This window comes from Cytophagaceae bacterium, assembly GCA_016722655.1.
In the GTDB taxonomy this organism is placed as follows: domain Bacteria; phylum Bacteroidota; class Bacteroidia; order Cytophagales; family Spirosomataceae; genus Leadbetterella.
Map to the genome: position 1 here is coordinate 2,076,600 of JADKIR010000004.1, position 14,073 is coordinate 2,090,672.

The 14,073-nt window shown below is 36.7% G+C and carries 15 protein-coding genes; 11 read left to right on the forward strand and 4 right to left on the reverse strand.

The window, feature by feature from the left end; genetic code table 11:
• Positions 1–107 precede the first annotated feature (107 nt).
• From IPP61_09500 to IPP61_09545, 10 genes are all read left to right on the forward strand, one after another.
• Positions 108–908, forward strand: coding sequence for a sulfite exporter TauE/SafE family protein (locus IPP61_09500; protein MBL0325399.1), 801 nt, complete (start codon positions 108–110; stop codon positions 906–908).
• A gap of 35 nt (positions 909–943) precedes the next feature.
• On the forward strand, positions 944–2,365 hold the full coding sequence (locus IPP61_09505) for an MBL fold metallo-hydrolase (protein ID MBL0325400.1): 1,422 nt from the start codon (positions 944–946) through the stop codon (positions 2,363–2,365).
• A 92-nt stretch (positions 2,366–2,457) separates the two neighbouring features.
• A complete protein-coding gene (locus IPP61_09510; GenBank protein ID MBL0325401.1) occupies positions 2,458–3,027 on the forward strand; it encodes a YeeE/YedE family protein in 570 nt (189 codons plus the stop codon).
• 8 nt (positions 3,028–3,035) lie between these two features.
• The gene (locus IPP61_09515) at positions 3,036–3,515 is read left to right on the forward strand and encodes a YeeE/YedE family protein (protein MBL0325402.1); all 480 of its coding nucleotides are present in this window, start codon (positions 3,036–3,038) and stop codon (positions 3,513–3,515) included.
• 7 nt (positions 3,516–3,522) lie between these two features.
• Entirely contained in the window at positions 3,523–5,208 is a 1,686-nt protein-coding gene (locus IPP61_09520; GenBank protein MBL0325403.1) for a bifunctional metallophosphatase/5'-nucleotidase, read from the forward strand.
• Between the two features lie 3 nt (positions 5,209–5,211).
• A complete protein-coding gene (locus IPP61_09525; GenBank protein MBL0325404.1) occupies positions 5,212–6,234 on the forward strand; it encodes a c-type cytochrome in 1,023 nt (340 codons plus the stop codon).
• Between the two features lie 27 nt (positions 6,235–6,261).
• The gene (locus tag IPP61_09530) at positions 6,262–6,681 is read left to right on the forward strand and encodes a DsrE family protein (protein MBL0325405.1); all 420 of its coding nucleotides are present in this window, start codon (positions 6,262–6,264) and stop codon (positions 6,679–6,681) included.
• Positions 6,682–6,692: 11 nt separating this feature from the next.
• On the forward strand, positions 6,693–7,583 hold the full coding sequence (locus tag IPP61_09535) for a helix-turn-helix domain-containing protein (GenBank protein ID MBL0325406.1): 891 nt from the start codon (positions 6,693–6,695) through the stop codon (positions 7,581–7,583).
• Between the two features lie 236 nt (positions 7,584–7,819).
• Positions 7,820–9,013: an NAD(P)/FAD-dependent oxidoreductase gene (locus IPP61_09540; protein MBL0325407.1), complete on the forward strand. Its 1,194-nt coding sequence runs from the start codon at positions 7,820–7,822 to the stop codon at positions 9,011–9,013.
• 203 nt (positions 9,014–9,216) lie between these two features.
• Positions 9,217–10,215, forward strand: coding sequence for a T9SS type A sorting domain-containing protein (locus IPP61_09545; GenBank protein MBL0325408.1), 999 nt, complete (start codon positions 9,217–9,219; stop codon positions 10,213–10,215).
• 107 nt (positions 10,216–10,322) lie between these two features.
• Here the strand turns inward: IPP61_09545 and IPP61_09550 are convergent, their stop codons facing one another.
• The 4 genes from IPP61_09550 to tgt form a co-directional block, all read right to left on the reverse strand.
• Positions 10,323–10,715, reverse strand: a complete 393-nt coding sequence (locus IPP61_09550) for a hypothetical protein (protein ID MBL0325409.1) — start codon at positions 10,713–10,715, stop codon at positions 10,323–10,325.
• A 176-nt stretch (positions 10,716–10,891) separates the two neighbouring features.
• Complete coding sequence (locus tag IPP61_09555) at positions 10,892–11,203, reverse strand: type II toxin-antitoxin system RelE/ParE family toxin (GenBank protein ID MBL0325410.1); 312 nt, start codon at positions 11,201–11,203, stop codon at positions 10,892–10,894.
• Positions 11,185–11,427 (reverse strand): hypothetical protein, encoded by a 243-nt coding sequence (locus tag IPP61_09560; protein ID MBL0325411.1) that lies wholly within the window; start codon positions 11,425–11,427, stop codon positions 11,185–11,187. Before IPP61_09560 ends, IPP61_09555 begins: the two co-directional genes overlap by 19 nt.
• Positions 11,428–11,491: 64 nt before the next feature.
• A complete protein-coding gene (tgt, locus tag IPP61_09565; protein ID MBL0325412.1) occupies positions 11,492–12,622 on the reverse strand; it encodes a tRNA guanosine(34) transglycosylase Tgt in 1,131 nt (376 codons plus the stop codon).
• Between the two features lie 249 nt (positions 12,623–12,871).
• On the opposite strand from tgt, the gene IPP61_09570 reads away from it, so the two are divergent.
• Positions 12,872–14,068, forward strand: a complete 1,197-nt coding sequence (locus IPP61_09570; GenBank protein MBL0325413.1) for a glycosyltransferase — start codon at positions 12,872–12,874, stop codon at positions 14,066–14,068.
• Positions 14,069–14,073 lie beyond the last annotated feature (5 nt).

Genomic DNA, 14,073 nt, shown 5'->3' on the forward strand with positions numbered 1-14,073 from the left:
GTGATTAATAAATGACAAAAACAACATATATTCATATTTTGAACTAAAAATAGTTGTTTTCACATGATTTAAATTAAAAAATATAACAGATTGGAATTAAATAATTTATGGAATATTTAGGTTACATAGGAGCTATTTTAATGGGTATGTCCCTCGGATTAATCGGGGGAGGTGGGTCGATTCTCACGGTGCCTATATTGGTTTATCTTTTTTCGGTTGATGCTGTTGTTGCTACAGCCTATTCACTTTTTATTGTTGGCGTAACCAGTATTTTTGGATCTTCAAGCCATCTCAGGCAGGGTAATATTCATTGGCGTACTGCCATTGTCTTTGGTATTCCATCCATACTTTCGGTTTATCTTACCCGAAAATTTTTGGTGCCACTAATCCCCCAGGAAATAGTTACTTTCGGAGATTTTGTAGTTACCAAGCCAATTTTTATGCTTCTGGTATTTGCCTTACTGATGGTGGTGGCTTCATATTCTATGATAAAAAAGCCTTCAAAAGATAAGGAAAATGGAGGCGATGACGAAATAGATTATGACTATCCATTGATTCTACTTGAGGGTGCAGTAGTAGGAGGAATCACGGGCTTCGTGGGTGCGGGTGGCGGTTTTTTGATTATTCCGGCATTGGTACTTTTGGCCAAACTACCCATGAAAAAAGCAGTGGGTACGTCATTGGTTATCATTGGTTTGAAATCGTTGATTGGCTTTACCGGTGACCTTCATGGCGACACTGCAATCGACTGGAAATTTTTGTTGGTTTTTACGGCTATAGCAGTAGTTGGGATTTTTATTGGCAGCAATTTGTCCAAAAAAGTACCTAATGAAAAACTCAAGCCGGCTTTTGGATATTTTGTATTGATAATGGGTATTTACATTATTATAAAAGAATTATTTTTTTAACCTTTTTTTGGAATCATTAAATAAAAAATAAAACTATGGTACTGGAACAAATTTATACAGGCTGTCTTGCTCAGGGAGCCTACTATCTGGAGTCAGAAGGCGAGTGTGCCATTATTGACCCCCTTCGTGAGGTTACACCTTACATCGAAAAAGCACAGGCAAATGGTGCTACAATCAAATATATTTTCGAAACCCACTTTCATGCCGATTTTGTAAGTGGTCATTTGGAACTTTCTAAAAAAACCGGTGCAGAGATCGTATTTGGACCAACGGCAGTACCTGGCTTTAAAGCTACTGTGGCAACTGACGGGCAGATTTTTGAATTAGGTAAGTTGAAAATAAAAGTGTTGCATACCCCTGGTCATACCATGGAATCCTCTACTTTCCTTCTTTTTGACGAGAATGGTAAAGAGTATTGCATTTTCTCAGGTGATACATTGTTTATCGGTGATGTTGGTCGTCCTGACCTTGCCCAAAAATCAGATCTTACTATTCAGGATCTTGCAGGTCATCTTTTTGATTCTCTCAGAAATAAAATCATGACACTTCCTGATGATCTTCTGGTATATCCTGCCCATGGTGCGGGATCGGCATGTGGAAAAAATATGAGCAAAGAGACTTATGATACTTTGGGTAATCAGAAGATGTTTAATTACGCATTGAGAGCCAATATGACCAAAGAAGAGTTTGTGAAAGAAGTAACAGATGGTCTTGAATTGGTCCCTCCACCATATTATTTCCCTAAAAACGTAATGCTCAACAAAGCAGGTGCTCAGGATCTGGATCAGGTAAAATCACAAGCTCAGGCCCTTTCAGTTGAAGCTTTCGAAGCCGCGGCCAATGAGACTGGTGCATTGATTATCGATACCAGAAACCAGCAAATCTTCAAAGATGGATTTATTCCAAATTCCATCTTCATTGGAATCAAAGGAGATTTTGCTCCATGGGTGGGTACTTTGATTACCGATATTGAGCAACCTATTCTTTTAGTGGGCGATGAAGATTTGATTGAAGAGATAATCACTCGTCTTTCAAGAGTGGGATATGACAATATCATCGGATATTTGAAGGGTGGATTTGAAGCCTGGAAAAATTCAGGAAAAGAAATGGATACCATTGTTTCGATTTCAGCTACAGAATTTGCCGATAGATTCAAGAAAGCAGAAGGCACCCTTGTAGTAAAAGACGTAAGAAAACCAACAGAATATATGGCCGAGCACGTAGAAGAAGCCATGAATATACCTTTGGCCAATTTGAGCAAAAATATGGTTGAATTCTCAAAAGATGCAGATAATTACATTCACTGTGCAAGTGGCTACAGATCTATGGTGGCAGCATCAATTCTGAAATCAAGAGGTTTTGACAATGTAATTGACGTTGCCGGTGGTTTTAAAGCCATTTCTGCTGATACTGATGTTCCCTGTACTGACTATGTTTGTCAGACAAAAATGAAGTAAGGCTAAGTTTTTAGGAAAAAAAACATGAATAGGATTCGTAATTGAATCCTATTCTTATACTTTTGGAATCGTACCTTAAATTAAAATCTAAAATGCTGGAAATCATCACTTCGCCCTGGCATTGGTCAGTGGCAGGAATCCTGATAGGATTGACCGTACCCGTATTATTAATTATTGGAAATAAAAATTTTGGCATTTCATCCTCTCTAAGGCATATTTGTGCTGCATGTATTCCTATAAAGCTTCCTTTTTTTAATTACGATTGGAAAAGTGAGATATGGAATTTGTTCTTTGTGGCAGGCGTGCTGATAGGGGGTTTTGCAGGCACCTATTTTTTATCATCAGAATCCGGTATCAAGATATCTTCCGAAACAGTAAAAGACCTTCAGGCTCTTGGGGTTACTGATTTTTCTGGTTTTATGCCGGCTGATATTTTCAGTTGGGAAAACCTTTTTACATTAAAAGGACTTGTATTTTTTGTTTTTGGTGGGTTTTTAGTGGGTTTTGGTACCCGATGGGCAGGAGGATGTACCTCCGGACACTCAATTATGGGCTTATCAAGTCTTCAATTACCTTCTTTGATAGCCACTATATTTTTTATGATTGGTGGTATTTTGATGACCCATTATGGACTTCCTGTCATCTTCAAACTCTTTAATTGAAAATAAAAATGGAAAATAAAATAAATAAGGACGAATCTTGCGAAGTGCCGGTAAAAGAGAACAATGAACTATCTTTTGCAGCAAATTTTAAATATTTATTGGTAGGAATTGCTTTTGGGGTGGTTTTTACCAAAGCCGAAATCGTATCCTGGTTCAGGATTCAGGAAATGTTTAGGTTTCAAAGCTTCCATATGTATGGTGTAATTGGTACAGCAGTAGTCGTAGGTTTGATTTCAGTTTTTTTGATTAAAAAATTTGAAATCAAAACTCTTAACGGGGAAGAAATTAAGATCATTAAAAAGCCAATGAATAAGGGAGTGATTTACGGAGGATTGATTTTTGGTATGGGCTGGGCTATAACTGGTGCCTGTCCAGGGCCATTATTTGCTCAGATTGGAAGTGGTTTTAGTGTGATTCTTGTCACTTTGTTTAGTGCTATATTCGGTACTTTTACATACGGAGTTTTTAAAGATAAACTTCCCCATTAATTTTTTTATGGAAAAAAACCTTAATCCAAGGCGAGATTTTTTAAAGAAATCTTTGTTAGCGGGGGTTGGATTAGCCTCAACTCCGATAATTGCCCAAGCTGAAAGTAAAGAAATTCAGACTTCTGAGAGTAGTATTAATAATAAGGTCACCTTTCTTATTACTTCTGATATACATGCACAGGTCAATACGCATGATGAGTTTTTTGTTGAAAATGGTAAGCACGTTTTCAAGAAAAGAGGTGGGCTGGCGGTTTTGAAAACCATGATTGATTCATTGAAAAAAAGTAATCCCAACCAAACCATTGTGTATGATGGAGGGGACTTTTTCCATGGTCATGCTCTTGCCACTTTTACAGAAGGGGAGGCTTTGATTCCTATTTTCAATCAGTTAGGTTACGATTTGATTCTTCCTGGCAACTGGGAAGTGGTTTATAAAAAGAAAAAAATGCTCTATGATATGGGGCATGCCAATGCAGCAAAAGTATGTGCAAATATGTGGCACGATACCACAGATGAGTTTAATGGGGAGTTAGTATATCCTCCTTTTTGGATAAAAAATATGGGAGGTACCAAAATTGGTGTAATAGGCTATACTGATCATCTGGTACCCAAAAGACAATCTCCGGCTTTCAGCGTAGGTTTACGTTTTGACCATCCTGAAAAAAACCTTCCCAAATATGTAAAATATCTGAAAGAAGTGGAAAATTGTGGGGTTATTGTGGTCGTAACTCATATCGGATTGGCACAGCAGGTAGGTTTGGCAAATAATCCTGCCACACAAGGGGTTGACATTATCATCGGGGCCGATACCCATGAAAGACTCAGAAAACCCATCAAAGGCAAATTCACTGATGTGGTAGAATGTGGTGCTTTTGGCTCATTTGTGGGTAAACTCGACCTAAAAATCGAAAACGGACGCATGGCCGGGTATGATTATAAATTGCTTGATGTAGATCCGGTAAAATATAAACCTGATACTCAGGTTCAAGCTCTTGTTAACAAAGCGTTGGCTCCTTTTAAAAATGATTTTAACAAGGTGATAGGCACTTCAACAGTTCCTTTAATGAGATATTATGTGATGGAAACTCCCATGGATAACCTTATCACTGATGCCATTAAGTGGAAGTTAAAGCCAGATATAGCCCTTTCTAACGGTTTTAGGTTTTGTCAACCACTTTCTTCTAAAGATCCAAAAACGGGTTTGATTAATATCACTGAGGAATTCCTTTGGAATATGCTCCCACTTGATTCTGAAGCCAAAACAGGCGTTATTACGGGCTTGCAGGTCAAAAAATGGTTGGAACAAGAGCTTCAAAATGCCTTTGCACCTAATCCTGCAAAAAGATTTGGAGGTTGGTTTGTAAGGTATGCGGGTATGGAAGTAAATTTTACCATAGCCAACGAGACAGGAAAAAGAGTTAATTGGGTAAAAATAGGTGGAAAGGAAGTGCTTGATGATCAGGAATATACTATAGTAGCATGTGAGCGGGAAGGAGATCCCAACGATACACTCTGCCGAATCGAACATGTCAAAAATCCGGTAAAACATACACTAATGATGCATGACATCATTAAAGAATATCTCAAAGTGCATTCTCCAATTTCTCCCAAACTAGAAAAAAGAGCTACGGCAACAGATGCACCTGATACGCTTTTGACACAATTGAGAGGTTATGATTATGAATTTATGTAAAATATGAAATCAAAATCTTCAAATTCCGGACTTATAAGACTATTGCAAGGTTTGCTTTATTTGATTGTTCTGGTGCCATTTTTACTCTTGTATTTGTTGGCTGATAATATGAATTTGCTTACAAACGAAGAACCGGCTCTAGATACTTTAGTCAAAAAACCTTATGAGGTTCCAATGTGGAAACCCATGACCATGGAGGCCGTAGTACATGAGAAAGACCCCGAAATGATAAAATATGGAAGGGAATTAGTGGCAAATACTGCCCAATATTTGGGACCTAATGGAACCCTTTCGCCTATTTCTAATGGCATGAATTGTCAGAATTGTCATCTGGATGCCGGTACACGCCCCTGGGGTAATAATTATGGAGCGGTTCTTTCAACTTATCCGAAAATGCGGGCAAGGTCTGGTTCGGTAGAAAGTATCGAAAAGCGAGTGAACGATTGCTTTGAGCGTAGTCTTAACGGTAAAGCACTTGATTCTTCAAGTAAAGAATTAAAAGCCATCGTTAGCTACATCAAATTTATCGGGAAATATGTGGAAAAAGATAGTATTCCGTCCGGAACGGGTATTTGGAAGCTGAAATACATGAGCCGTGCGGCCAGTCCAGAGAAAGGAGAACCAATTTATGCAGAAAAATGTGCCAGCTGCCATGGAGGAAATGGACTGGGGATCAAAAATGCTGAGGGAACTGCGTTTACCTACCCTCCATTGTGGGGTCCGCAAAGTTATAATCAGGGAGCCGGTTTGTTTCGCTTGTCGAGATTGGCGGGTTATATCAAAACCAATATGCCTTTTGGCACTACTTACCAAAAACCTCAGCTTTCTGACGAAGAATGCTGGGATGTGGCAGCCTACATTAATACCCGTCCCAGACCCGCTAAAGACCTAAGTAAAGACTGGCCAGATATTTCAAAAAAGCCTGTTGACCACCCCTTTGGTCCTTATTCTGATCCTTTTCCTGAAATTCAGCATAAATTAGGTCCTTTTAAACCTATTGACGATTTCAAAAAGTCAAAAAAATAATTGTAATTTTCTGAAAAAATATAAAAAATGAAAAATCTGATATTTTTATTTCTTCTGGTTTCCAGTAGCCTTTTTGCTCAAAAAACTGACGATGGGAGTAAGCACAAAGTGGTGTTTCAATTTGTTTCGGGGGATAGTCTTTCTCAAAAATCTCTGATTAATAATTTGAAAAATTTCAGAGAAGGTTGGCCTAAAGCCCAGGTTGAAGTAGTTTTTCATGGCAATGGCATATTTATGGTCACTTCGGAAAAGACCACTTACATGAAAGAACTCATGGATTTCGCCCAAAACAAAGATGTGAAAATGGTGGTTTGCGGAAATACCATGAAACAAAAGAAGATTACCAAAGAACAATTGTTGCCATTTGTAAGTGTGGTTCCAATGGGTATTGGTGAAATCATTATAAAACAAGAGGAAGGCTGGAGCTACATAAAAGCCGGATTGTAATTAATTAATTGATGGAAAAGGTCATACCCAAATATACCATTGAGCAACTCAATCAGTGTGACCACGGTGTTAGAATGAATATTGACATCCGCAGACTGGAGGATCACCTACAGAGGTCTTCAGATGTTCGTTTTCCCCATCGGCATGACTTTTACAATCTAATTTATATAACCCGAGGTTCAGGAACGCATGATGTTGATTTTAAGCGATTTACTGTAGTGCCTCATCAGCTTTTTTTTATGAACGACAGCCATGTGCACGAGTGGAATCTTTCGCCCGATGTTACAGGATTTACCATGTTTTTCAAGAAAGAATTCTATAATGTAGCCGAGCCCATATATTCCTTACCTAATCTTCCATTTTTTCATAATAGCGTAAATGAGGCACAAATGGTGGTCTTTGAGCCCGAAGAAGCCTCTATTGTGGAGCACCTTTTCGAAGACATGCTCATTGAGTTTTCCAATAATCAAAAACACTGTGAGGCTATAGTGAAAACCATGTTGAAGATCATCCTCATCAGGTCCCTGCGTATTTATCAGCCACAGTTTGAAAGAAACGGCTCTTTGCATAATCTCAGTAAACTACATTTATTCGAAAGTTTGATTGAACAAAATTTTATGCGTACAAAATCGGTAAAAGATTACGCAAAAATCATGAATCTTTCTCCCAACTACCTGAATGCAATCAGTTCGGCTTGTATTGGTAAGTCTGCAGGTGAAATGATTCGTGACCGTATAATTTTGGAAACTAAACGATTGCTGGCTCACTCTTCGCTCTCAATTTGTGAAATGTCCTACAAATTAGGTTTCGATGATTGCTCTTATTTTATCCGAATTTTCAAAAAAGCGGTAGGGTTTACTCCCGAACAATTCAGGAAGTCAGTTCTGGAGCGGAACAATTAGAAATTAGGTTTTTATACAATTCCAGATACATATTTAGTTTTTTTCAAAATCACTAATTATAAAGAATTTAAAAAAGATAATTTTATTTTTTTATTAATAAACCCAAAAACAAAAATAGGTAAAAAGTACTATACTATTAGTAAAACATCTTATGAGATTTACCTGTATTTGAAATTATCTTTGTAAATATTTTTATAAAAAATAATATTTAATCAAGAAGTTTGAAATCGCTTTAAATTATGAGTCATCATCAGATAATTATTGTGGGTGGAGGAAATGCAGGAATTTCAGTGGCAGCCCAGTTATTCAGGAAAAACAGTAAACTTGATATAGCTATCATTGATCCTGCCGATAAACATTACTATCAACCTGCATGGACTTTAGTAGGTGGAGGAGCTTTTGATCTACAAAAAACCGTAAGAAATGAGGCTGATGTAATGCCAAAACAAGCAAAATGGATCAAAGAAGCTTGTATGTCTTTTCAGCCTGAAAAGAATGAGGTGACTACCAGTGGCGGTACGTATACTTATGATTATCTGATAGTTGCACCTGGGATTCAACTCAACTGGGGGGCGATAAAAGGATTGCCGGAGACCATCAGCAAAAATGATGTTTGCAGCAACTACAGCTTCCAGACCGTGCCCTATACTTTTGAAGTATTGAAGAATTTCAAAGGAGGGAAAGCCATTTTTCACAATCCTCATACTCCGGTAAAATGTGGAGGAGCTCCCCATAAAATCATGTATCTGGCGGCTGATTATTTTAGAAAAAATGGTTTGCTTGAAAAAGCAGATATTCAGTATTGGAGTGGTGCAGCCAGGCTTTTTGCAGTAGATAAATATGAAAAAACGCTTTTGGAAGTTTGTGAAAAAGCCAATATTAAGCTCAATCTGATGCAAAGAATGGAAGAAATTGATGGTCCAAATAAGCGTGCCAGATTTGTGGGTATGGCTGAAAGCAATATGGGCCAGGAGACCTGGGTTGATTATGACATGATTCATATTTCACCCCCTCAATCAGCTCCAGATTTTGTAAAAAGCAGCCCATTGGCCAACGAACTCGGCTGGGTAGATGTAAACATCAATACTTTACAGCACAATAAATTCAATAATATTTTCTCGTTGGGTGATGCCGCCGGTTTGCCAATTTCGAAAACGGGAGCGGCCATCAGGAAACAAGCTCCGGTGGTGGTAGGTAATCTGCTTTCCTTAATGGAAAATCAGACTATGGACAACTCATACCAGGGTTATACTTCTTGTCCTTTGGTGACTGGTTATGGCAAATTGGTTTTGGCCGAATTTGATTACAACAACACCCCAATGGAGACCTTCCCATTTGACCAAAGTAAAGAGCGATGGAGTATGTATCAGCTCAAAAAACAAGTGTTGCCAAGAATGTATTGGAGTCAGATATTAAAAGGAAAAGCCTAACCTAAACTTTTTTCAGCCCAGTGCCTGTTGTAAATTCAACAGGCATTTTTTTTACCTTATTGTTTGATGAATTGTTTAACCGTTTTAATCAATTTATTTCGAATTTCGTTTAAAATTTTGAAAAAGTCCAAAATTTCCTTATTTTTACCACTATTATTTTGTTTAGAAAATCTATAAAATTCCTATATTTTGAAATCTTAACTATGAAAAAAGCATTATTAATTCTTTTTATTTTTTCAGGTTTAAATTTAAAAAAGACCTCTGCTCAATGTGTTGCTACTGCTTCTAACGGAGATTATACTGTTACTCTTAATTTATTTCCTACGCGTATAGTTCCATCATCTGGTACTTGCCCTTTTGGTTTTACCTATAATGTTGAGGTTGGATATGATATCAGTATAACGGGCAGCAATCCACCTTCTCCAATTACCTCAGGACTTTATACTTCGCAAGGTGTATTGACCTGTAATAATGGGACCGATGGGAATCAGAACGTCTTTATAGATTTAGAGAATGGCAATTCCAGTACTTCGGTGATTTCTACTTCGAGTCCTTATTCAAACTTGACCGATTGTGCAACTGCTACACCTCAAACTTATAATTGTAGTTCATTTGTGTATGAAATTCAGGGGCCAAACCTTTCGGCAAATATTCCTTGTACAATCACCAGTTTTAAACTTCCTGTAAATCTGGTTTCCTTCTCTGGGAAAAATATGGATGGCTATAATCTTTTGAGTTGGATAATCTCAGAGCAAATAAATTTTGATTATTTTCAAGTACAAAGGAGTTTCGACGCTAAATCTTTTGAAACGGTAAGTGAACCTATAAAACCGGCCGGTTCTGATAATTTTTCATGGAAAGAGAAGGCTAATATTAGTAGGGAGAATTCTTATTATAGGTTGTTGTTGAAAGATTTGGATGGATCTCAAAAGTATTCGAAAGTAATTGCGATAAATAATTTTGAAAATATGATTACTTGTGAAGTTTTTCCTAATCCTACGGAAGATGCACTTCATATTAAATGGAATGACAACAAGTTTTCTGCCAAGGATATTAAGATTTTTAATTTAAATGGGATTCAAGTTTTAAATGCAAAAGCAAGCAATAGACTAAATCTGAAAGAGCTAAGTTCAGGAGTTTATTTGGTAGTTTTAACCGATGAATCAGGAAGAAGTACAAGTAAGAAATTTTTGAAGAATTGATTTTTAAAATTGTAGAAATATTTTTTAAAGTATTGAAATTAAATATCTTAAATATTTAGGAGGTTGTATCTGAAATAAAAAATTCTAAACTAAAATCCTAAAAGTTTTTATTTATTATTCTTTAACAAATAACCACTTACTATCAAAATTACACCCACCAAAAACATTATAACATGCAGCGGATTAATCTCTTTGACCATGAGAACCTGGGCAAAAATCCAACCGCAAAGTATAACCCCCTGAAAGATAACCATTGCCAATGCTGTGGGCTTGTTTTTTATTAAAAAATAGGTTGCTACAAGATTGAATATTCCGTTGACTACAAAAAGCACTATTCCTGGAATTAAATATGTTACAAAAGGTGAGAATTTTAGGAAATCGGTAGTCATACCCATTTTTTGACCGCTAGGGTCCATAATGAACAAAAAACCGGCAATGAGAGCGTTTACCGCTGTTAATAATAATAATGCAATTGTAATTTTTCTGGTAATATTTTTCATGGTATTAATGTTTAGCTAACAAAAATAGACCATATAATATTTAAAATATTGGTAGCGAGTCAGATGTAAAAGTGATTTTTGTCTTAATGTTAAAATGAAAAGCAAAGAATAATCGTATTGTAGAAAATTGTAATGAATTATGAAAGCATAATTTTATGGAGAAATATTACATTATTTTATTTTTTAGAAATGATTTCTAATAATTTGTCAGGATTTTGTCTGTTATCCCAAAAAGCAGTTATTACGATATTTTCTCCAGTAATTTTATAAAAAATGCTGTAATTGTTTAAGGCAGAAACTCTTGTTTCGATATGATTAGTCTTCTTTCCTGAAAATGGATTAAATACTATAATTTTAATCCTTTCTTTAATTATTGATATTAATTTCTCTGAATATTTAGTATTCCCATTTCTTTTGACCCAATATTCTAAAATTTCCCTCCTCTGCTTTACTGCAGTGTTTGTCCATACTACAGACTTTTTAGCCATTTCAGATCTAATTTGTCCAAGTCATCTTGTGGAACCACTTTACCTTCAACTATGTCTTTTTCACTCATTTCAAGCATAAGGAGTTGAGAATCAGATAATTTTATAACCTCATTTTTAGGAGCACTTTTTTCGACCAATTCGTAAAGTCTGGTCAAATATTCTTTATTCGAAATTGCCAGAAGCTTATCAATAATATCATTTCTTAAATGATCTACCTTGGTCATATTTATTTAATATTTAAGCAAATATGTGTTAAAAAAATAATTTTTCAAAATAATTCTCATTTCCTCACAACCTCCTCATCAGCACTTCAATCTGGTGTTTTTTCCATTCTGCAAAGTCTCCTTCCAGAATATGTTTTCGGGCTTCTTCCACCAACCAAAGATAAAAACGCAGGTTATGAATACTGGCGATCTGGGCACCAAGTAGTTCCTGGCATTTGAGCAGATGTTTCAAATATGCTTTGGAATAGAAGGTGCTCGCATATCCACCTAAGTTTTCATCTATTGGGCTGAAATCGTCTTCCCACTTTTTGTTTCTGATGTTAATGATACCCTGTGTCGTAAACAGCCAACCGTTGCGGGCGTTGCGGGTAGGCATCACACAGTCAAACATATCGGTGCCTAGTGCTATTCCCTCAAGGATGTTTTCAGGCGTACCCACACCCATCAAATACCGAGGTTTTTCTTCAGGCAAAATGTCGTTGACGATTTCCAGCATTTCATACATATCCGGGGCCGGTTCACCCACAGAAAGGCCTCCAATGGCATTTCCGTCCTGATTTTGATCTGCTATAAACTTGGCCGATTCTTTTCTTAAATCTTTGAAAACACTTCCTTGAACAATCGGGAATAATGATTGCTGATGACCGTATTTTGGTTCAGTTACTTCCAGGCGATTGATACATCTTGTGAGCCATCGATGGGTCAGGTGCATCGATTTTTTGGCATAAGAATAGTCACAAGGGTAGGGTGGGCACTCATCAAAGGCCATGATTATATCGGCTCCGATTATCCGCTGGATGTCCATCACATATTCTGGAGTAAATAAGTGTTTTGAACCATCAATATGCGAATTAAACTGCACGCCTTCTTCAGTTATTTTTCTAATTTCTTTCAGGCTAAATACCTGATAACCACCAGAATCGGTAAGAATTGGTTTTGGCCAGCCATTAAATTTATGTAAACCACCGGCTTTTTCCATGATATCCAGACCCGGTCTGAGATACAAATGATAGGTATTTCCCAAAATAATCTGGGCCTCAACATCATCGAGCAGTTCGCGGGTGTGTACACCTTTCACAGTACCTGCAGTACCCACCGGCATAAAAATCGGTGTCAGAATTTCTCCATGGTCAGTAGTGATTTTGCCTGCACGGGCTTTGGTTTTATCGTCCTTTTTGTTGATTTCAAATTTCATATTGCAAAGTTCCGAATTTTAAACCGAAATTCTCAATAGATTTTTTTAGAGATACATTACCAATATGTTTTCCTTCATAAAGAAATGATTCCTTTTTCATAAAAAAGAAATTACGTGACTGTAAATTTTGAAACTTTGTATTTTTCAAAGCCTAATTCGATTTGATTTTCCGAAAAACAGTTAGTTTTTATTTAATCTCAAAAAGCATTCTTATTTTTGTACCGAAAAAATACTTAATTCCCTTAAAATTTGGAAATTATACTACCTGTAATACTTCTATTGGCGATAGTTATTCAGCTGATATATATACTTTTTATTTTTACGAAAGTCGTTGGTCATCAGGATTTTGAAGCCGATGAAAAACTTCCACCGGTGAGTATTATTATTGCTGCTTCAAATGAACTCGAAAACCTGAGAGAACTTCTTCCAATTCTTGATAAACAAGACTACCCCGATTTTGAGATTCTAATTGCAGACGACAGATCATCTGACGGCACGTATGATTATCTTTTACTCAATGAAGATAAACTTAAGCATCTCAGCTTTTTGAGGGTTTTGGATTTGCCATTTCATTTTACTGCAAAAAAATATGCCGTAACCATGGCGGTTAAAAAAGCCAAACATGAAATTTTGCTTTTTACCGATGCCGATTGTCGGCCAATGGGAGACCAGTGGATCAAAACCATGGTATCGCAAATGACTGAAGGTAAGGAAATTGTATTGGGGTTTTCAAAATATCAGTTTTTCCCTGGTAAACTAAATTCTCTGATTAGATACGAAACTTTTCAAACCGCTCTGCAATATCTTTCATTTGCATTGGCAGGCGTACCATTTATGGGTGTTGGCCGAAATCTACTCTACAAGAAGTCTTTATTTTGGAAAAATAATGGTTTTACGAGTCATTTTGGTTTGTTAAGTGGTGATGATGATCTTTTTATTAACGAAACCGCCACTGGAAAAAATGTGGCTGTTAGTATTTCGGAAGATGGTTATACCGAATCTGAACCCAAGAAAACCTGGTCGGAATGGTTTGTACAGAAAAGAAGGCACCTCTCTGTTGGAAAAAAATACAAGTTTCGTGATAAGTTAAATATTGGATTGTTATGGCTTTCAGGGTTGACAGTATGGTTTTCGTGGATACCTGTGTTTTTCATAAATCCAGACTGGTACTATGCTCCGGATTGGTCCAGGATTTCGGCAGATTGGCTTAAAGAATTTGGTCTGGCTCACTGGTATCCTTTTAACGACTGGATGCGTCTGGTAATAGGTGTGTGGGCCTTTTGGTTGATCATCAAATGGATTGTACTGGCAAAAGCCAATAATCGTATGGGAAATACCATAAAAAGCTGGAAAATACCTTATTATGATTTTCTTTATGCCATCTACCTCCTGATTTTCGGTATAGTTACGATTTTTTCTAATCCAAAAAAAATACGCTGGAAATAAGACTG